Annotated in this window: 18 protein-coding genes and 1 tRNA gene; 18 read left to right on the top strand and 1 reads right to left on the bottom strand. The window is 58.6% G+C overall.

All coding sequences use genetic code 11. The annotated features are described in order from the left end of the window. The 14 genes from K290_RS36930 to rpoC all read left to right on the top strand — a co-directional run. Nucleotides 1–94 (top strand): EF-Tu C-terminal domain-related protein (locus tag K290_RS36930; RefSeq protein ID WP_018010126.1); only part of this gene is annotated, 94 nt, incomplete at its 5' end. A gap of 72 nt (nucleotides 95–166) precedes the next feature. Continuing rightward, on the top strand, nucleotides 167–676 hold the full coding sequence (locus tag K290_RS0131525) for a P-loop nucleotide/nucleoside kinase family protein (protein ID WP_028755221.1): 510 nt from the start codon (nucleotides 167–169) through the stop codon (nucleotides 674–676). Nucleotides 677–850: 174 nt separating this feature from the next. After that, nucleotides 851–1,744: an NAD-dependent epimerase/dehydratase family protein gene (locus K290_RS0131530; RefSeq protein ID WP_028755222.1), complete on the top strand. Its 894-nt coding sequence runs from the start codon at nucleotides 851–853 to the stop codon at nucleotides 1,742–1,744. A 333-nt stretch (nucleotides 1,745–2,077) separates the two neighbouring features. After that, entirely contained in the window at nucleotides 2,078–2,764 is a 687-nt protein-coding gene (locus K290_RS0131535) for a glycosyltransferase family protein (protein ID WP_028755223.1), read from the top strand. 43 nt (nucleotides 2,765–2,807) lie between these two features. After that, a complete protein-coding gene (locus K290_RS0131540; RefSeq protein ID WP_028755224.1) occupies nucleotides 2,808–3,665 on the top strand; it encodes a hypothetical protein in 858 nt (285 codons plus the stop codon). 214 nt (nucleotides 3,666–3,879) lie between these two features. Next, nucleotides 3,880–3,955, top strand: a tRNA-Trp gene (locus K290_RS0131545). A gap of 198 nt (nucleotides 3,956–4,153) precedes the next feature. Continuing rightward, the gene (gene secE, locus K290_RS0131550; protein ID WP_028755225.1) at nucleotides 4,154–4,354 is read left to right on the top strand and encodes a preprotein translocase subunit SecE; all 201 of its coding nucleotides are present in this window, start codon (nucleotides 4,154–4,156) and stop codon (nucleotides 4,352–4,354) included. Between the two features lie 18 nt (nucleotides 4,355–4,372). Continuing rightward, entirely contained in the window at nucleotides 4,373–4,903 is a 531-nt protein-coding gene (gene nusG / locus K290_RS0131555; protein WP_028755226.1) for a transcription termination/antitermination protein NusG, read from the top strand. Between the two features lie 178 nt (nucleotides 4,904–5,081). Continuing rightward, the gene (rplK, locus tag K290_RS0131560) at nucleotides 5,082–5,513 is read left to right on the top strand and encodes a 50S ribosomal protein L11 (RefSeq protein ID WP_004123453.1); all 432 of its coding nucleotides are present in this window, start codon (nucleotides 5,082–5,084) and stop codon (nucleotides 5,511–5,513) included. Nucleotides 5,514–5,517: 4 nt separating this feature from the next. Next, nucleotides 5,518–6,216 carry a 50S ribosomal protein L1 gene (gene rplA / locus K290_RS0131565; RefSeq protein ID WP_028755227.1) on the top strand — a complete coding sequence of 233 codons (699 nt, stop codon included), beginning with the start codon at nucleotides 5,518–5,520 and terminating at the stop codon, nucleotides 6,214–6,216. Nucleotides 6,217–6,549: 333 nt separating this feature from the next. Further along, a complete protein-coding gene (rplJ, locus tag K290_RS0131570) occupies nucleotides 6,550–7,068 on the top strand; it encodes a 50S ribosomal protein L10 (RefSeq protein ID WP_028755228.1) in 519 nt (172 codons plus the stop codon). A gap of 58 nt (nucleotides 7,069–7,126) precedes the next feature. Then, nucleotides 7,127–7,507: a 50S ribosomal protein L7/L12 gene (gene rplL / locus K290_RS0131575; RefSeq protein ID WP_028755229.1), complete on the top strand. Its 381-nt coding sequence runs from the start codon at nucleotides 7,127–7,129 to the stop codon at nucleotides 7,505–7,507. A 263-nt stretch (nucleotides 7,508–7,770) separates the two neighbouring features. After that, nucleotides 7,771–11,913: a DNA-directed RNA polymerase subunit beta gene (gene rpoB, locus K290_RS0131580; protein ID WP_028755230.1), complete on the top strand. Its 4,143-nt coding sequence runs from the start codon at nucleotides 7,771–7,773 to the stop codon at nucleotides 11,911–11,913. A 190-nt stretch (nucleotides 11,914–12,103) separates the two neighbouring features. After that, nucleotides 12,104–16,315 carry a DNA-directed RNA polymerase subunit beta' gene (rpoC, locus tag K290_RS0131585; protein WP_028755231.1) on the top strand — a complete coding sequence of 1,404 codons (4,212 nt, stop codon included), beginning with the start codon at nucleotides 12,104–12,106 and terminating at the stop codon, nucleotides 16,313–16,315. Nucleotides 16,316–16,423: 108 nt separating this feature from the next. Here the strand turns inward: rpoC and K290_RS0131590 are convergent, their stop codons facing one another. Beyond that, a complete protein-coding gene (locus K290_RS0131590) occupies nucleotides 16,424–16,717 on the bottom strand; it encodes a hypothetical protein (RefSeq protein ID WP_028755232.1) in 294 nt (97 codons plus the stop codon). Nucleotides 16,718–17,223: 506 nt separating this feature from the next. Between K290_RS0131590 and rpsL the strand changes: the two genes are divergently transcribed. The 4 genes from rpsL to K290_RS37615 form a co-directional block, all read left to right on the top strand. After that, on the top strand, nucleotides 17,224–17,595 hold the full coding sequence (gene rpsL, locus K290_RS0131595) for a 30S ribosomal protein S12 (protein WP_003507760.1): 372 nt from the start codon (nucleotides 17,224–17,226) through the stop codon (nucleotides 17,593–17,595). Nucleotides 17,596–17,672: 77 nt separating this feature from the next. Further along, nucleotides 17,673–18,143: a 30S ribosomal protein S7 gene (gene rpsG / locus K290_RS0131600; protein WP_028755233.1), complete on the top strand. Its 471-nt coding sequence runs from the start codon at nucleotides 17,673–17,675 to the stop codon at nucleotides 18,141–18,143. Nucleotides 18,144–18,173: 30 nt separating this feature from the next. Then, a complete protein-coding gene (gene fusA, locus K290_RS0131605) occupies nucleotides 18,174–20,273 on the top strand; it encodes an elongation factor G (protein WP_028755234.1) in 2,100 nt (699 codons plus the stop codon). 67 nt (nucleotides 20,274–20,340) lie between these two features. After that, nucleotides 20,341–20,433: GTP-binding protein (locus tag K290_RS37615; protein ID WP_018010120.1), on the top strand; the 93-nt coding region annotated here is incomplete at its 3' end.

The following is a 20,433-nucleotide window of genomic DNA, read 5'->3' on the forward strand; positions in this document are numbered from 1 at the left end:
CGTTCCGATCGCGATGGAAGAAAAGCTGCGCTTTGCTATCCGCGAAGGCGGCCGCACCGTCGGCGCCGGCATCGTCGCTAGCATCGTCGAGTAATCTCCGGATTATTCGTTGGTTACGAAGGCCCCGCTGGAAACAGCGGGGCCTTTCGCATTTCGGAGGAGACCAATGGGATTGATCGTTCTGACAGGCGCATCCGGTTCCGGAAAGACGGCAATTGCCGACGCCATTGCCGAAAGGTATCCCAATGATTTTGCGACCTATCGGTTCGACAGCATCGGCGTGCCGACTGTGGATGCGATGATCAGGGATCACGGTTCGCCGGAAGCCTGGCAGCGCGACAAGACCATGGAATGGATGACGTACTTGGCAAACGTTGCGCAGAGTGGAAAGCCGATCCTGTTCGAAGGGCAGATGCGAATGTCCTTCATCGCCGAAGCGACTGCCATGGCAAATGTCGACAGCTACAGGCTGCTATTGGTCGATTGCGACGACGCGACAAGAACGCAACGGCTGACGGTCGGGAGACGACAGCCCGAACTCGCGGATAACAATATGATGGCTTGGGCGGCCTATCTGCGGAGGGAGGCGGTTCAGCACGGCTGCGAAATCTTCGACACCAGCCAGCTCTCGCTCGATCAATGCGTTGCGCATGTGCTGGAGCATCTGCGCAAGTAAGGGGCCGCAAGCAAAATTGATGGAAGCCGCCGAGTGGTGAAGTCCGGGCTGCCCCAGTTCGGCTTCCGTTCCTGCATCGCTTATCACCGACTGAGGCAATCCGTCCGCGCGCGATGCCTTGCGAAATGCCCCAAAGGGTCTATCTATCGCTCGATTTTACCCGGAGGAGATTTCATGAAGAAGCGCATTTTGTTCACCGGCGGCAGCGGCAAGGCCGGGCGTCATACCGTTCCCTGGCTGATCAATGCCGGTTACGAGGTCCATAATGTCGATCTCGTGCCGCTCGACAGCCCCGGCGTTACCAATCTGAATGCCGATATCACCGATGCGGGACAAGTCTATAACGTCCTTAGCATGCATCGCGATTTCCCCGATCTCGATCACGGCAAGGGTGTGCAGCCCTACGACGCTGTCGTGCATTTCGCCGCCGTGCCGCGCATTCTGATCAAGCCGGACAATGAGACCTTTCGCATCAACACGATGGGCACCTACAATGTCCTCGAAGCGGCGGCAAAGCTCGGCGTCAAGAAGATCATCGTCGCCTCCAGCGAAACGACCTATGGCGTCTGCTTTGCCGAAGGCCATCGCGATTTCCATCAGTTCCCGCTGGAGGAGGACTATGATGTCAATCCGATGGATTCGTACGGCCTCTCGAAGGTCCTGAACGAGAAGACGGCGCGCGCCTTTGCCGAACGTTTTGGCATAGACATCTACGCGCTACGCATCGGCAACGTCATCGAGCCGCACGAATACGAGCATTTCCCAGAATACTTCGCCAACACCGACATCCGCAAGCGCATAGCCTGGAGCTACATCGACGCGCGCGATCTCGGCCAGATCGTCCATCTCTGCATCGAAAAAAGCGGCCTCGGCTTCCAAGTGTTCAACGCCGCCAATGACACGGTATCGGCGAACACCCCGTCCCGGGAGCTTGCTGCAAAGTACTTTCCGAACGTGCCTTTCACCCGCGAGATCGGCGAGTATGAGGGCCTGCTCTCCAACCGCAAGATCCGCGACGTCCTGGGCTTCAAGGAAGAGCATAACTGGCGCCGCTACGTAAAGGTTTGAGGCAGCACTGCCGAATGACATGACAGCCGGGCGTTATCCGTAGGCCCGGCCGAAGCCTCGCTAAGGTCGGATGCCTCTCCATTTGTTACGGAACAAAACCAAAAATGCTTCCGCAAACACTCGACAAATATTGGGGTTTAAGTAAGTAGGTTTGCGTTCGCGAGGCGTATCGTGGAAATTGCACCCGCTTTCCACGATACAGTCGGCACTCGTGTCTTGAACGAACATCGTGTGGCTTGCGGCCTGCAGGATGCTTGGCGGCGCGATTTGCGCGGCGATTTGAAAGCTATCAACCGGTTGATCTCTTTGGTGGTCAGCCGCTTCGGAGGGACTATGAACGACGGTGTTGCACGTATTTTTGTCGGCTTTGATTCCAAGGAGGTCGTCGCCTATCACGTCCTCGCGCAAAGCATAATCGAGCGCTCTTCGATCCCGGTGGTGTTTTCGCCGATCGTTCTCAGTAATCTCGACGGCATTTTCACGCGCGAGCGCAACCCGCTGCAGTCGACCGAATTTTCCTTCTCGCGCTTCCTGGTTCCCTACCTCAGCGACTATGAGGGCTGGAGCATCTTCATGGATTGCGACATGCTGGCCCGCGCCGATATTGCCGAGCTTTGGAAGCTGCGCGACGACCGCTATGCCGCAATGTGCGTCAAGCACGACTATCAGCCAAAAATCGAGACCAAGTTCCTCGGCCAGACTCAGACCAAATACGAAAAGAAGAACTGGTCGAGCATGATCCTTTTCAATAATGCCAAATGCCGGGCATTGACGAAGGAGTACGTCAACACCGCCACGGGCCTGCAGCTTCATCAGTTCAAATGGCTGGAAAGCGACGATCAGATCGGTGAGGTACCCGTAACCTGGAATTACCTCGTCAACGAATATGACTACCGCCCGGATGCGCAACTGGTGCATTTCACCGACGGTGGTCCGTATTTCGACGAGTATCGCAACGACGACTATGCTGAAGAATGGTTTGCCATGCGTGATCGCATGCTGCACGTTCAGCAGAAGTAACCGGGCTGGATAAGGCGTGGGCTTCGAAGCAGGAAACAACGAAATCGCCTTCCGGGCGGCAGGGGCCGCTGCAGGCTTGACGACCGCCGATGAATGGCGGTCCGTGCTGGCGGCCTTCTCCCATATCGTTCTTGTCGCAAACAGCGATGCAGTTGATATCGGCAGCCTTCAGCAGCAGTTTCCATCGAGCGCGCTCTTCATCTTCTTCAATAAGGTCTACAAGGTCCTGGATCGTCCGTTCCACGGGTATTCGCTATTGATTTCGCGCGGGCAGCCGCGCGGCGCCAACATCGTCTATCGGGGCGAGGTGGGGGATGTCGTCAAATTCTTCCCGAAGGAGCATTTCCTCGGGATCATGAACATCCGCCTCGGGCTCGAGGAAAAACTGAATCCGGCCGCTGATTTCCAGGGCGCGCCGACCGGCCATCTCGATCTCGTCGGCTTCAGCAACGATTTCTATACCGAGGGCAAGACGCCGACCAGCGGCTTTGCCATGGCGCTTTGGCTGAGCGACCTAAAACTGCCTGGCGCCATCGTGCTTGCCGGCTTTTCGGCCAAGCGCAGCGAAAAATGGAAGGTCGTGTCGGTTCACGACTGGACCTTCGAGCAGACGTTCCTGCGTCTCTTCGCCCGTCTTGGAAAGATCACCATCCATGGCGGCATGTCGCTCAATCCCTACATCAGGCTTGCCGAGCGCTTCTCTGAAGTTCCACCGGCCGAAATTGCCTTGGCCGCATCAGAGGTGCTCTCCGAGCGGCTCGGCAATACCGACGCTGAAGTCGACAAGCTGATCTCCTTGACCAATGTGATTCGCTCCACAGACAATTTTCTGCGTCATCTCAGGCCGAAATTCCTGAAAAGGAAGCCCAAGGGAACGCCGGGAGAACCGAAAGAAGGTTGAGAATTGCCTGCGCGACGTGTTCGAGAGGTGCCGCGAAGCCTGCAATTCCTCTGGTCGGCTGCTTCGGGAATCGCCTGCATTGATCGAAGCTGCGGACGCTCTTGGGAAAAAACGAAAAACGCACTTGCCAATCGTTTCGTCCCGTCTTAAAGGAGCGCCATGTTTTCGAAAGGCGCTGGCGGGCAACTGCTTGGTGCAGATGATCGAAGCATAAAGGGGTATAGCTCAGTTGGTAGAGCGGCGGTCTCCAAAACCGCAGGTCGTAGGTTCGAGCCCTGCTGCCCCTGCCATTCTTTCCTTGATTTGACTGGCGCGTCTTTTTCGCTGCTTCTTAGGTTAGGGATTATGCCGGATTGGTGGCAAATTTTCGAAAGCACCGAATTCCCTCTTGTTAAATTGGGAATCGATGTTTATGTAGGGTTCAACAGACACGCGGTGCGTGGGGCTGATATGTTCAGCTTTACGCGCCGTAATTGCGTGGGCAGTCAATGGCATCCAAAACGAATCCACTTGCGTTTCTGCAGCAGGTCCGCTCCGAGACGTCGAAAATCACTTGGCCGTCCCGTCGCGAGACGATGATCTCGACGGTGATGGTGCTTGTCATGGTTATTTTCGCCTCGTTGTTTTTCTTTGCTGCTGACCAGCTCATCGGCTGGATTCTCGGCTACGTGCTGAATACCGGCAATTGATATCGGGTGGAGATGAACATGGCGGCACGTTGGTACATCGTCCACGCTTATTCTAATTTCGAAAAAAAGGTGGCTGAATCCATCGAGGAGAAGGCCAAGCAGAAGGGTCTCGATCATCTGTTCGAGAAGATCCTTGTGCCGACCGAAAAGGTGGTTGAAGTGCGCCGCGGCCGCAAGGTCGACAGCGAGCGCAAGTTCTTCCCGGGTTACGTGCTGGTGCGCGCCAACCTGACGGATGAGGCCTATCACCTGATCAAGAATACGCCGAAGGTCACTGGCTTTCTCGGCTCCGACAATAAGCCCGTTCCGATTCCGGATTATGAAGCCGAGCGTATTCTCGGTCAGGTCCAGGAAGGCGTCGAGCGGCCGAAGGCTTCGGTGTCCTTCGAGATCGGCGAGCAGGTCCGCGTTTCCGACGGCCCGTTCGCCTCTTTCAACGGCACGGTTCAGGACGTGGACGAAGAGCGTTCGCGCCTGAAGGTGGAAGTGTCGATCTTTGGCCGCGCTACGCCGGTCGAGCTGGAATACAGTCAGGTCGAGAAGGTCTGATCTTCGTTTGAGTTTGGATGTAAGTAAATGTTTACTTACATCTCGCGGCAAAGCCGCAATCCGCGTGGAAGGGCAGGGGTCTTAGCCGGACTTTTTGATCCGCACCACGCAACCGCAGCCGCCGGAGCGATCCGGCATAAGAGGCCGGGTGACCGGTCAGTCAGAAAGGCAGAGAGATATGGCTAAGAAAGTTGCAGGCCAGCTCAAGCTGCAGGTTAAGGCCGGCTCGGCGAATCCGTCGCCGCCGATCGGTCCTGCGCTTGGTCAGCGTGGCATTAACATCATGGAATTCTGCAAGGCGTTCAATGCCGCCACGCAGGAAATGGAAAAGGGTATGCCGATCCCGGTCGTCATCACCTACTACCAGGACAAGTCCTTCACCTTCGTCATGAAGCAGCCGCCGGTCAGCTACTTCCTGAAGAAGGAAGCGAAGATCCAGTCCGGCTCGAAGACGCCGGGCAAGGGTGCCAAGGCTGGCACGCTCACCAAGGCTCAGGTCAAGTCGATTGCCGAAGCCAAGATGAAGGATCTGAACGCCGCCGATATCGAAGGCGCAATGGCCATGATCGAGGGCTCTGCCCGCGCCATGGGCCTGGAAGTGGTAGGTTAAGACCATGGTTGCAAAGCGTATTCAGAAGATCCGCGAAGGCGTTGATCCCACCAAGCTCTATGCTCTGACCCAGGCTATCGGCATGGTCAAGGAACGGGCTGTCGCTAAGTTCGACGAAACCGTCGAAATCGCAATGAACCTCGGCGTCGACCCGCGTCACGCCGACCAGATGGTTCGCGGCGTTGTCAACCTGCCGAACGGCACCGGCCGTACGGTTCGCGTTGCCGTCTTCGCTCGTGGCGCCAAGGCTGACGAAGCCAAGGCTGCCGGTGCTGACATCGTCGGCGCAGAAGACCTCGTCGAAATCGTCCAGGGCGGCAAGATCGACTTCGATCGTTGCATCGCGACCCCGGACATGATGCCGCTCGTCGGCCGTCTCGGTAAGGTTCTCGGCCCCCGCGGCATGATGCCCAACCCGAAGGTCGGTACCGTCACCATGGACGTCAAGGGTGCTGTCGAAGCCTCCAAGGGCGGCGCAGTCGAGTTCCGCGTCGAGAAGGCTGGCATCGTCCATGCCGGTATCGGCAAGGCTTCCTTCGATGCCAAGGCTCTGGAAGAAAACATCCGCGCCTTCGCTGACGCCGTCATCAAGGCGAAGCCGGCTGGTGCAAAGGGCAACTACGTTAAGCGCGTAGCCATCTCTTCGACCATGGGCCCGGGCGTCAAGATCGAGCCGTCGACGGTTACGGCTCCGAGCGCCTGATGATTTTGCCGGGCAGTGTGCCCGGCATTTAAGAATTCCTGGCCCCTCGGGGCCAGGATATCCGGAGAAATCCGGAATTCCTGTCCGAGATTGCAGGTGGTTATCCCTTAATCACTTAAGCCTGCATGAGACGGGTAAGACCCGAATTTTGAAGAAGCATTGCTTCGATGAACTCGGTTCGAGCCTTGGATGCCTTGTGCCTTGGAGCCTTGCGGCTCGAGCGCGAGGGGACAGGATCCTCAAGCGTCGCTTGGGATCTCTTAGCTGATCCCAGGAGGCAAAAGGCAACCCGGCAGGTCCGTTTACCGCGGTCCTGTCAACTGGAGAAAAGCAGTGGAAAGAGCGGAAAAACGCGAATTCGTCACGGAACTGAACGAAGTCTTCAAGGCTTCGGGCTCGGTTGTCGTGGCCCACTATGCTGGTGCTACAGTCGCTCAGATGAACGATTTTCGTTCCAAGATGCGCGCTGCTGGCGGCACCGTCAAAGTCGCGAAGAACCGCCTGGCCAAAATTGCTCTTCAGGGCACGGATGCGGAAGGGATTTCCAATCTCTTCACGGGTCAGACGCTGATCGCATACAGCACCGATCCGATTACCGCTCCGAAGGTCGTCGTGGATTTCGCCAAGAGCAATGACAAGATCGTTGTTCTGGGCGGCGCCATGGGAACAACCACGCTCAACCCGGAAGGCGTCAAGTCGCTCGCGACCCTGCCTTCGCTGGACGAGCTGCGTGCAAAGCTGCTGGGCATGATCCAGACGCCGGCTACCCGCATCGCAGGTGTGGTTGCAGCACCGGCAAGCCAGCTTGCTCGCGTGTTCTCGGCCTACGCCAAGAAGGACGAAGCCGCTTAAGGCGGTTTTTCGCTGTTCATAATCAACCAGTTCGAACCGAACAAAAGGAACTACAAAAATGGCTGATCTCGCAAAGATCGTTGAAGACCTCTCCTCGCTGACCGTTCTCGAAGCTGCAGAACTGTCCAAGCTCCTCGAAGAAAAGTGGGGCGTTTCCGCTGCTGCTCCGGTAGCTGTTGCTGCCGTTGCTGGTGGTGCTGGCGCTGCTGCTGTCGTTGAAGAAGAAAAGACCGAGTTCGACGTCATCCTCGCTGATGCCGGCGCGAACAAGATCAACGTCATTAAGGAAGTCCGCGCCATCACCGGTCTCGGCCTCAAGGAAGCCAAGGACCTCGTTGAAGCCGCTCCGAAGGCTGTCAAGGAAGGCGTTTCCAAGGCTGAAGCCGCTGACATCAAGAAGAAGCTTGAAGACGCTGGCGCAAAGGCCGACGTCAAGTAAGCTTGAAACTGCTTTGGGAGGTGGCATTTTGCCGCCTCCCATTCGCCGTTTTTCTGAACAAATTACCCAAAAGCCGCAGGCAAAACGGCTTTTGGGTAATGGGTTCTTCAAGAGGATGGTCTCAGACCGAACCGCGACGCAATCCGTGCCGAGCGGTTTTCGGTTAGTTAGACGAGATTGAACTACTCATTGATTGATGGGATCGCCTGGCCAGCGGTTCCCATCCGTTGCAGGCCCGGGTGCAGGATTTTAAAGGAGCGACGATGGCTCAGACCCTTTCGTTCAACGGTCGCAGGCGCGTACGCAAGTTTTTTGGTAAGATTCCCGAAGTCGCAGAGATGCCGAACCTCATCGAGGTTCAGAAGGCGTCCTACGATCAGTTCCTCATGGTCGAAGAGCCCAAGGGCGGCCGCCCTGACGAGGGTCTCCAGGCCGTATTCAAGTCGGTTTTCCCGATCACCGATTTCTCCGGCGCTTCCATGCTGGAGTTCGTATCCTATGAATTCGAACCGCCGAAGTTCGACGTCGACGAATGCCGCCAGCGCGACCTGACCTACGCCGCGCCGCTGAAGGTTACTCTCCGTCTGATCGTGTTCGATATCGACGAAGATACCGGCGCGAAGTCCATCAAGGACATCAAGGAACAGAGCGTTTACATGGGCGACATGCCGCTCATGACGAACAACGGTACCTTCATCGTGAACGGCACCGAACGCGTTATCGTGTCCCAGATGCACCGTTCGCCGGGCGTCTTCTTCGATCACGACAAGGGCAAGAGCCACTCCTCCGGCAAGCTGCTCTTCGCTGCTCGCGTCATTCCGTATCGCGGTTCCTGGCTCGATATCGAATTCGACGCCAAGGACATCGTCTACGCCCGTATCGACCGCCGCCGCAAGATTCCGGTGACGTCGCTGCTGATGGCGCTCGGCATGGACGGCGAAGAAATTCTGTCGACCTTCTACACGAAGTCGCTCTATGAGCGCTCCGGCGAGGGCTGGCGCATTCCCTTCAAGGCGGAAACGCTGAAGGGCGCCAAGACCGTTACCGACATGATCGACGCCGATACCGGCGAAGTCGTTGTCGAAGGCGGCAAGAAGCTGACCCCGCGCCTGCTGCGTCAGTTGCAGGAAAAGGGCCTCAAGGCCTTGAAGGCCACCGACGAAGAGCTTTACGGCCTATTCCTGGCGGAAGACATCGTTAACTTCCAGACCGGCGAGATCTATCTCGAAGCCGGCGACGAAATCGACGAGAAGACTTTGCCGATCATCCTCAAGGCCGGTTTCGACGAGATCCCGGTTCTCGGCATCGACCACATCAACGTCGGCGCCTACATCCGCAACACGCTGTCTGCCGACAAGAACGAGAACCGTCAGGACGCTCTGTTCGACATCTACCGCGTCATGCGTCCGGGTGAACCGCCGACCATGGAATCGGCCGAAGCCATGTTCAACTCGCTGTTCTTCGATGCGGAGCGTTACGACCTCTCCGCCGTCGGCCGCGTGAAGATGAACATGCGTCTCGACCTCGACGTTGAAGACACCGTCCGCATCCTGCGCAAGGACGACATCCTGGCCGTGGTCAAGATGCTGGTCGAGCTGCGCGACGGCAAGGGCGAAATCGACGACATCGACAACCTCGGCAACCGGCGCGTCCGCTCGGTCGGCGAGCTGATGGAAAACCAGTACCGTCTCGGCCTGCTCCGCATGGAGCGCGCGATCAAGGAACGCATGTCCTCGATCGAAATCGATACGGTCATGCCGCAGGATCTGATCAACGCGAAGCCGGCGGCTGCCGCCGTTCGCGAATTCTTCGGCTCCTCCCAGCTCTCGCAGTTCATGGACCAGGTGAACCCGCTCTCGGAAATCACTCACAAGCGCCGTCTCTCGGCCCTTGGCCCGGGCGGTCTGACCCGCGAACGCGCCGGCTTCGAAGTCCGCGACGTGCATCCGACCCACTATGGTCGTATTTGCCCGATCGAAACGCCGGAAGGTCCGAACATCGGTCTCATCAACTCGCTGGCGACCTTCGCCCGCGTCAACAAGTACGGCTTTATCGAAAGCCCCTACCGCCGCATCATCGACGGTAAGGTGACCAACGATGTGCTCTACCTCTCCGCCATGGAAGAGGCGAAGTACTACGTTGCTCAGGCCAACGCCGAACTCGACACCGACGGCTCCTTCATCGAAGAATTCGTCGTTTGCCGTCATGCCGGCGAAGTCATGCTGGCTCCGCGCGACAACATCAACCTGATGGACGTCTCGCCGAAGCAGCTTGTTTCGGTCGCTGCCGCTCTGATCCCGTTCCTGGAAAACGACGACGCCAACCGCGCGCTCATGGGCTCGAACATGCAGCGTCAGGCCGTGCCGTTGCTGCGCGCCGAAGCTCCGTTCGTCGGCACCGGCATGGAGCCGGTCGTTGCCCGTGACTCGGGCGCTGCCATCGGCGCCCGCCGCGGCGGCGTGGTCGACCAGGTCGACGCAACGCGTATCGTTATCCGCGCCACCGAGGACCTCGATCCGTCGAAGTCAGGCGTCGATATCTACCGCCTGATGAAGTTCCAGCGTTCGAACCAGAACACCTGCGTCAACCAGCGTCCGCTGGTCACCGTCGGTGACGTGGTCAACAAGGGCGACATCCTGGCCGACGGTCCGTCGACCGATCTCGGCGATCTGGCGCTCGGCCGCAACGTGCTCGTCGCGTTCATGCCCTGGAACGGCTACAACTACGAAGACTCGATCCTGCTCTCCGAGCGTATCGTTGCCGACGACGTGTTCACCTCCATCCACATCGAAGAATTCGAAGTGATGGCACGCGACACCAAGCTCGGTCCGGAAGAAATCACCCGCGACATTCCGAACGTTTCGGAAGAAGCGCTGAAGAACCTGGACGAAGCCGGCATCGTTTACATCGGCGCTGAAGTTCAGCCTGGCGATATCCTCGTCGGCAAGATCACGCCGAAGGGCGAAAGCCCGATGACGCCGGAAGAAAAGCTCCTGCGCGCCATCTTCGGTGAAAAGGCGTCCGACGTTCGCGACACCTCCATGCGCATGCCGCCCGGCACCTACGGTACGGTCGTCGAAGTTCGCGTCTTCAACCGCCACGGCGTCGAGAAGGACGAACGCGCCATGGCGATCGAGCGCGAAGAGATCGAACGTCTCGCCAAGGACCGCGACGACGAACAGGCGATCCTCGATCGTAACGTCTACGGCCGCCTGATCGAAATGCTCCGTGGCCAGGTCGCACTTGCCGGTCCGAAGAGCTTCAAGAAGGGCACGGAACTGTCCAACGCCGTCGTCTCGGAATATCCGCGCTCGCAGTGGTGGATGTTCGCCGTCGAGGACGAAAAGGTTCAGGGCGAGCTCGAAGCTCTGCGCGGCCAGTACGACGAGTCCAAGTCGCGCCTCGAACAGCGCTTCATGGACAAGGTCGAGAAGGTCCAGCGCGGCGATGAAATGCCTCCGGGCGTCATGAAGATGGTCAAGGTCTTCGTCGCTGTGAAGCGCAAGATCCAGCCGGGCGACAAGATGGCCGGCCGTCACGGCAACAAGGGTGTCGTATCGCGCATCGTGCCGGTCGAGGACATGCCGTTCCTCGAAGACGGTACGCATGTCGACATCGTGCTGAACCCGCTCGGCGTGCCGTCGCGCATGAACGTCGGTCAGATCCTCGAGACGCACCTTGGCTGGGCTTGCGCCGGCATGGGTCGCCAGATCGGCGAGCTGATCGAAGCCTACAAGGCAAGCGGCAACATCGAGCCTCTGCGCCAGACGATCGACATGGTCGTCGGCGACGGTCCGAAGAGCGACGACGTTCACGAGTATGACGATGCGTCGGTCCTGCGTCTGGCTGATCAGTGGAAGCGTGGCGTGTCCATCGCGACCCCGGTCTTCGACGGCGCCGGCGAAGTGGATGTCAACGAGATGCTCGAAATGGCAGGTCTGAAACAGACCGGTCAGTCGACGCTCTATGACGGTCGTACCGGCGAGCAGTTCGACCGCCAGGTCACGGTTGGCTACATCTACATGCTGAAGCTCAACCACCTGGTCGACGACAAGATCCACGCCCGCTCGATCGGCCCGTACTCGCTCGTCACCCAGCAGCCGCTGGGCGGCAAGGCGCAGTTCGGCGGTCAGCGCTTCGGCGAAATGGAAGTCTGGGCGCTCGAAGCTTACGGCGCAGCCTACACGCTGCAGGAAATGCTCACGGTCAAGTCGGATGACGTGGCCGGCCGCACCAAGGTCTACGAAGCCATCGTCCGTGGCGACGACACCTTCGAAGCGGGCATTCCGGAGAGCTTCAACGTTCTCGTCAAGGAAATGCGGTCGCTGGGTCTCAGCGTCGAATTGGAAAACTCCAAGGTCGACGATCTGCAGGCCGCGGGCCAGCTTCCCGACGCAGCCGAGTAATAGTCGATAGGGTGCGCGCTGTCCGTCAGCGCGCACCGTTCCCGCCGACGCCCGAGTTCGTGTGGCGCTAGGCAGGGACGATTTCGCCGCATTCTGCGGTTATTGTCGTTTTAAGGCGTCAGTCCGGTTCCCGGGAATTTGCCGGTACTGATTGCAATTCGAGGGCGTTTCGCCCCTAAAGGAGACAGGCATGAACCAAGAGGTCATGAATCTTTTCAATCCGCAGGTGCCTGCACAGAATTTCGATTCCATCCGGATTTCGATCGCATCGCCGGAGAAGATTCTTTCCTGGTCTTATGGTGAGATCAAGAAGCCGGAGACGATCAACTATCGTACGTTCAAGCCGGAACGCGATGGTCTCTTCTGCGCGCGAATCTTCGGGCCGATCAAGGACTACGAGTGCCTGTGCGGCAAGTACAAGCGCATGAAGTACAAGGGCATCATCTGCGAAAAGTGCGGCGTCGAAGTCACGCTGTCGCGCGTTCGCCGTGAGCGCATGGGCCATATCGAGCTCGCCGCTCCCGTTGCCCACATCTGGTTTCTGAAGTCGCTGCCGAGCCGCATTTCCACGCTGCTCGACATGACGCTGAAGGATGTCGAGCGCGTTCTCTACTTCGAAAACTACATCGTCACCGAGCCGGGCCTGACCGCGCTCAAGGAGCACCAGCTCCTGACGGAAGAAGAGTACATGCTCGCCGTCGATGAGTACGGCGAAGATCAGTTCACCGCCATGATCGGCGCTGAAGCGATCTACGAGATGCTGGCCAGCATGAACCTCGAGAAGATCGCCGGCGACCTGCGCTCCGAGCTTGCCGACACCACGTCGGATCTCAAGCAGAAGAAGTTGATGAAGCGCCTGAAGATCGTCGAGAACTTCATGGAATCCGGCAACCGTCCGGAATGGATGATCATGAAGGTCGTCCCGGTCATCCCGCCGGACCTGCGTCCGCTGGTACCGCTCGACGGCGGCCGTTTCGCAACGTCGGATCTCAACGATCTGTACCGCCGCGTCATCAACCGTAACAACCGTCTGAAGCGCCTCATCGAACTGCGCGCTCCGGGCATCATCATCCGCAACGAAAAGCGCATGCTGCAGGAATCTGTCGATGCGCTGTTCGACAACGGCCGCCGCGGCCGCGTCATCACCGGCGCCAACAAGCGTCCGCTGAAGTCGCTGTCCGATATGCTGAAGGGCAAGCAGGGCCGCTTCCGTCAGAACCTGCTCGGCAAGCGCGTCGACTATTCCGGCCGCTCGGTCATCGTGACCGGTCCGGAACTGAAGCTGCATCAGTGCGGCCTGCCGAAGAAGATGGCGCTCGAACTGTTTAAGCCGTTCATCTACGCCCGCCTCGACGCCAAGGGTTATTCCTCGACGGTCAAGCAGGCCAAGAAGCTGGTTGAAAAGGAAAAGCCGGAAGTTTGGGATATCCTCGATGAGGTCATCCGCGAGCATCCGGTTCTCCTGAACCGCGCGCCAACGCTGCACCGCCTGGGCATCCAGGCCTTCGAACCCATGCTGGTCGAAGGCAAGGCCATCCAGTTGCACCCGCTCGTCTGCACGGCCTTCAACGCCGACTTCGACGGTGACCAGATGGCCGTTCACGTGCCGCTGTCGCTCGAAGCCCAGCTCGAAGCCCGCGTGCTGATGATGTCGACCAACAACATCCTGCATCCGGCAAACGGCGCGCCGATCATCGTTCCGTCGCAGGACATGGTTCTCGGCCTCTATTATCTCTCGATCCTGAACCAGAACGAGCCGGGCGAAGGCATGGCCTTCTCCGATCTCGGCGAGCTGCATCACGCTCTCGAAAACAAGGTCGTGACGCTGCACTCGAAGATCCGCGGCCGCTTCAAGTCGGTCGACGAAGAGGGCAAGCCCTATTCGAAGATCTATGAAACGACCCCTGGCCGCCTGCTGATCGGCGAACTGCTGCCGAAGCACGGCAAGGTGACCTTCGACATCTGCAACCAGGAAATGACCAAGAAGAACATCTCCAAGATGATCGACACGGTCTACCGTCACTGCGGTCAGAAGGACACGGTCATTTTCTGCGACCGCATCATGCAGCTCGGCTTTGCCCATGCCTGCCGCGCCGGCATTTCGTTCGGCAAGGACGACATGGTCATTCCGGATACCAAGGTTAAGATCGTCGGTGACACCGAAGCCCTGGTGAAGGAATACGAGCAGCAGTACAACGACGGTCTGATCACCCAGGGCGAAAAGTACAACAAGGTTGTCGACGCCTGGGGCAAGGCCACGGAAAAGGTCGCCGAAGAAATGATGGCCCGCATTAAGGCCGTCGAATTCGACGAGAAGACCGGTCGTCAGAAGCCGATGAACTCGATCTACATGATGAGCCATTCGGGCGCCCGCGGTTCTCCGAACCAGATGCGTCAGTTGGGCGGCATGCGCGGCCTCATGGCCAAGCCGTCGGGCGAAATCATCGAGACGCCGATCATCTCGAACTTCAAGGAAGGCCTGACCGTTAACGAGTACTTCAACTCGACGCACGGCGCCCGTAAGGGTCTGGCAGACACTGCCTTGAAGACCGCGAACTCCGGCTACCTGACCCGCCGTCTCGTCGACGTCGCACAGGATTGCATCGTGACGCACGTCGATTGCGGCACCGAATCCGGCCTCACCATGACTGCCATCGTCGATGCCGGTCAGGTCGTTGCCTCGCTCGGCGCCCGTATCCTCGGCCGTACGGCCCTGGACGATATCGACCATCCGGTCACGGGTGAGCGCATCGTCGATGCCGGCAAGATGATCCTCGAGCCGGATGTCGTCGAGATCGAAAAGGCTGGTATCCAGTCGATCCGTATTCGTTCGGCACTGACCTGCGAAATCCAGACGGGCGTCTGCTCGGTCTGCTACGGCCGCGATCTTGCTCGCGGTACGCCGGTCAACATCGGTGAAGCTGTCGGCGTCATCGCCGCTCAGTCGATCGGTGAGCCGGGCACGCAGCTCACCATGCGTACCTTCCACTTGGGCGGCACGGCGACCGTGGTCGACCAGTCGTTCCTGGAAGCCTCGTATGAGGGCACGGTGCAGATCAAGAACCGCAACATGCTGCGCAACTCCGAAGGCAATCTGGTTGCCATGGGCCGCAACATGACGGTGCAGATCTTGGATGAACGTGGCGTCGAACGCTCTTCACAGCGCGTCGCTTACGGCTCCAAGCTCTATGTCGACGACGGCGACAAGGTGAAGCGCGGCCAGCGTCTCGCGGAATGGGATCCCTATACCCGTCCGATGATGACGGAAGTGGCTGGTACGGTGCACTTCGAAGATGTCGTCGACGGCCTCTCGGTTCTCGAAGCGACCGACGAATCCACCGGCATCACCAAGCGCCAGGTCATCGACTGGCGTTCGACGCCGCGCGGTTCGGATCTGAAACCGGCGATCGTCGTCAAGGACGCCAGCGGCAATGTCGCAAAGCTGTCGCGTGGCGGTGAAGCCCGCTTCCTGCTCTCGGTCGACGCGATCCTGTCCGTTGAGCCGGGCCAGAAGGTGTCGCAGGGTGACGTTCTTGCCCGTTCGCCACTGGAAAGCGCCAAGACCAAGGACATCACCGGCGGTCTGCCGCGCGTTGCCGAACTGTTCGAAGCCCGTCGTCCGAAGGACCACGCCATCATCGCAGAGATCGATGGTACGATCCGCCTCGGCCGCGACTACAAGAACAAGCGCCGTGTCATCATCGAGCCGGCGGAAGACGGTGTCGAGCCGGTCGAATACCTGATCCCGAAGGGCAAGCCCTTCCACCTTCAGGAAGGCGACTATATCGAAAAGGGTGACTACATCCTCGACGGTAACCCGGCTCCGCACGACATCCTGGCGATCAAGGGCGTGGAGGCTCTGGCTTCCTACCTCGTCAACGAAATCCAAGAAGTCTACCGTCTCCAGGGCGTCGTCATCAACGACAAGCACATCGAAGTGATTGTCCGTCAGATGCTGCAGAAGGTGGAAATCACCGATGCAGGCGACAGCCAGTATATCGTCGGCGACAATGTCGACCGTATCGAGCTGGACGATAACAACGACCGTCTGATCGAAGAGGGCAAGAAGCCCGCTTACGGCGATCCGGTTCTGCTCGGCATCACCAAGGCGTCGCTGCAGACCCCGTCCTTCATCTCGGCCGCTTCCTTCCAGGAAACGACCAAGGTGCTGACGGAAGCTGCGATCGCAGGCAAGACCGACGGTCTGCAGGGCCTAAAGGAAAACGTCATCGTCGGCCGTCTCATCCCGGCCGGTACGGGTGGCACCATGACGCAGATCCGTCGCATCGCGACGGCTCGCGACGAGCTGATCCTGGAAGAGCGCCGCAAGGGCACGGGTGCCGCCGTCGCCACGCCGATGCTGCAGGACATGGCCAACGAGAACGCCCCGGCCGCCGAATAAGCGGCTGGAGAGTGAGCTAAAATCAAAAACCGCCTGGAGCGATCCGGGCGGTTTCTTTTTGCATCTATATTGCGAAGAGCAGGCGAGGGCGGGGGAGCGCGGTCCCTTTTAGCGGAAGCGAATGATCGCCACTTCGCCTTCCAGCGCGCCCTGATAGGCAGAGGCATGTGGTTCTTCGTCCGGCACCTCGGTCAGCATGCCGATCTGATCAAGATCGGCCTCGATGAAGCCTTCTTCTGCAAGGGCGTTCAGCGCTTCGCGAACAGCGGTATCGTCATCCGGTGCCTTCAGCATAACATGCAGATCGACGCCTTCGCCGCCGTCCGTTTCATATCCCTTGCCGATGATGATGAAGACCATGGGGCCGTCGAAATTGTTGTCGTTGTCTGGCTCGGTGATCATAAGTCTTCCTTCAGTGGTATCGATTCGACCGAGCGATTCCCTGAACTGCCCTTGCCGACTGGTGACATTGTCTTTCTGTGATTCCTTATAGGGATTTTAACGAAATACCCAAGTCTATCTTGCCCGAGCGACGCCATTTCCTCATCTGAGGCGTCAAATGGCTGGTTTGGCCCGCCTTTTCGGGCTTTGTGACAAAGATAATTCTTAACCGGCCTTGACGAACCTGCGGGAAACCAGTAGTACCGCCGCCATCAGGACCCATGTGAGGCATGGCTGTCCGGAGCGACGCGCTCTGGAGTTCACCTCAAACAAGGTTCTAAACGCACGTTGAAGACACGAATGCTGCACGCAAGACGCAATTTACCGCGTCCTCTGCTTTTTTGTGGTCCATCTGCGAAAGCGGATCGGGCCACGTTTTGCGCATTGAGGCGAACGTGTGTCGTTGCCGGAGACGGCGAGAGTTAAGCCCGCAAGGGTGTCGAGACAGATTTACAAGGGATGGTTGAATGCCTACCGTAAACCAGCTAATCCGCAAGCCTCGCCAGGCGCAGGTAAAGCGTAATAAGGTTCCCGCTCTTCAGGAGAACCCGCAGAAGCGTGGTGTTTGCACCCGCGTCTACACGACGACGCCGAAGAAGCCGAACTCGGCTCTGCGTAAGGTCGCAAAGATCCGCCTGACCAACGGCTTCGAAGTCATTGGTTACATCCCGGGTGAAGGTCACAACCTTCAGGAACACTCTGTCGTCATGATCCGTGGCGGCCGCGTCAAGGACCTTCCGGGTGTTCGCTACCACATCATCCGCGGCGTTCTCGATACCCAGGGTGTCAAGAACCGCAAGCAGCGCCGTTCCAAGTACGGTGCAAAGCGTCCGAAGTAATTCGGTTTCAGGTAATCCGGCGCTGCGCGAGGTTCTCCGCGTTGTAAAGCGTCGCTAACAGTTGAGAGACGAGAAGTATGTCCCGACGTCACAGAGCAGAAAAGCGTGAGATCAATCCGGACCCGAAGTTCGGCGATTTGGTTGTCACGAAGTTCATGAATGCCATTATGCTGGACGGCAAGAAGTCCGTAGCTGAAAACATCGTTTATGGTGCATTCGACGCCGTGCAGGGCAAGGCAAAGCAGGAGCCGCTCGGCGTGTTCCATCAGGCTTTGGATAACATCGCTCCGCACGTTGAAGTCCGTTCGCGCCGCGTTGGCGGTGCTACGTATCAGGTTCCGGTCGACGTTCGTCCCGAGCGCCGTCAGGCTCTTGCCATTCGCTGGCTGATCGCTGCTGCCCGCAAGCGCAACGAAACCACCATGGTCGACCGTCTCTGCGGCGAACTTCTTGATGCCTCCAACAACCGCGGCTCTGCCGTCAAGAAGCGCGAAGACACGCACAAGATGGCTGACGCCAACCGTGCGTTCTCGCATTATCGCTGGTAATCCCGAACGGTTTCCGAAAGGCAGTCCACTATGGCTCGCGAATATAAAATCGAAGACTACCGCAATTTCGGTATCATGGCGCACATCGACGCCGGCAAGACCACGACGACCGAGCGTATTCTTTATTACACCGGCAAGTCGCACAAGATCGGCGAAGTCCACGACGGCGCAGCCACCATGGACTGGATGGAGCAGGAGCAGGAGCGTGGTATCACGATCACCTCTGCTGCCACCACGACCTACTGGAAGGGCCGTGACGGCAAGACGCGCCGCTTCAACATCATCGACACTCCCGGCCACGTCGACTTCACCATCGAAGTCGAGCGTTCGCTGCGCGTTCTCGACGGCGCTATCGCGCTGCTCGACGCCAACGCCGGTGTTGAGCCGCAGACGGAAACCGTCTGGCGTCAGGCTGAGAAGTATCATGTTCCGCGCATGATCTTCTGCAACAAGATGGACAAGACCGGCGCCGACTTCTATCGCTCGGTCGAGATGATCAAGAGCCGCCTTGGCGCTACTGCTGTCGTCATGCAGCTTCCGATCGGCGCTGAAAGCGACTTCAAGGGCGTTATCGACTTGATCGAGATGAACGCCCTCATCTGGCGTGACGAGTCGCTCGGCGCCCAGTGGGATGTCGTCGAAATCCCGGAAGACATGAAGGCCAAGGCTGAAGAATATCGCGAAAAGCTGATCGAGACGGTTGTCGAGATCGACGAAGCAGCGACCGAAGCCTATCTCGAAGGCAACCTGCCGGACAACGATCAGATCCGCGCGCTCGTCCGTCGTGGCACGATCGACGTCAAGTTCCATCCGATGTTCTGCGGTACCGCCTTCAAGAACAAGGGTGTTCAGCCGCTGCTCGACGCCGTTGTCGACTACCTGCCGTCGCCGCTCGACATTCCGGCGATCAAGGGCATCGATTTCAAGACCGACGCCGAGATCGAACGTCATGCCGACGACAGCGAGCCGTTGTCCATGCTGGCATTCAAGATCATGAACGACCCCTTCGTTGGTTCGCTGACCTTCGCACGTATCTACTCCGGTAAGCTCGAAAAGGGTGTATCGGTCATGAACACGGTCAAGGACAAGCGCGAGCGCGTCGGCCGCATGCTGCAGATGCATTCCAACTCGCGTGAAGACATCGAAGAAGCCTTCGCCGGCGACATCGTTGCTCTGGCCGGCCTCAAGGAAACCACCACTGGCGATACGCTCTGCGATCCGCTGAAGCCGGTTATCCTCGAGCGCATGGAATTCCCGGAGCCGGTCATCCAGATCGCGATCGAGCCGAAGACCAAGGGCGACCAGGAAAAGATGGGCCTCGCGCTCAACCGCCTGGCTGCCGAAGACCCGTCCTTCCGCGTGAAGACGGACCAGGAATCGGGTCAGACGATCATTGCCGGCATGGGTGAACTTCACCTCGACATCATCGTCGACCGCATGCGTCGTGAATTCAAGGTCGAAGCCACCGTCGGCGCGCCGCAGGTTGCTTACCGCGAAACCATCACGCGTCAGACCGAGAAGGACTACACCCACAAGAAGCAGTCGGGTGGTACCGGTCAGTTCGCTCGCGTCAAGATCGTGTTCGAACCGAACCCGGAAGGCGACGATTTCAAGTTCGAGTCCAAGATTGTCGGGGGTTCTGTCCCGAAGGAATACATCCCGGGCGTTCAGAAGGGCATCGAAAGCGTCCTGTCTTCGGGCCCGCTGGCTGGCTTCCCGATGCTCGGCGTCAAGGCGACGCTGATCGACGGTGCCTTCCACGACGTCGACTCGTCGGTTCTGGCCTTCGAAATCGCTTCGCGTGCTTGCTTCCGTGAAGCAGCCCGTGAAGCTGGTGCCCAGCTCCTCGAGCCGATGATGAAGGTCGAAGTCGTGACGCCGGAAGATTACGTCGGCGACGTCATCGGCGACCTGAACTCGCGCCGTGGCCAGATCCAGGGCCAGGAAAGCCGCGGTATCGCTGTTGTCATCAACGCGAATGTCCCGCTGGCAAACATGTTCAAGTACGTCGACAATCTGCGCTCCATGTCTCAGGGCCGCGCGCAGTACACCATGACCTTCGATCATTATTCGCCGGTCCCGTCGAACGTCGCACAGGAAATCCAGGCAAAGTATTCCGGTCAGAAGTGACCGGAATACCAATTGACCGATAACAAGAATTGATCCCTTCGGGGACAAGAAAAACGGAGAGCCGAAAATGGCAAAGAGTAAGTTTGAGCGCAATAAGCCGCACGTTAACATCGGCACGATCGGCCACGTTGACCACGGCAAGACGTCTCTGACGGCAGCG

Source organism: Rhizobium leucaenae USDA 9039, from assembly GCF_000426285.1.
In the GTDB taxonomy this organism is placed as follows: domain Bacteria; phylum Pseudomonadota; class Alphaproteobacteria; order Rhizobiales; family Rhizobiaceae; genus Rhizobium; species Rhizobium leucaenae.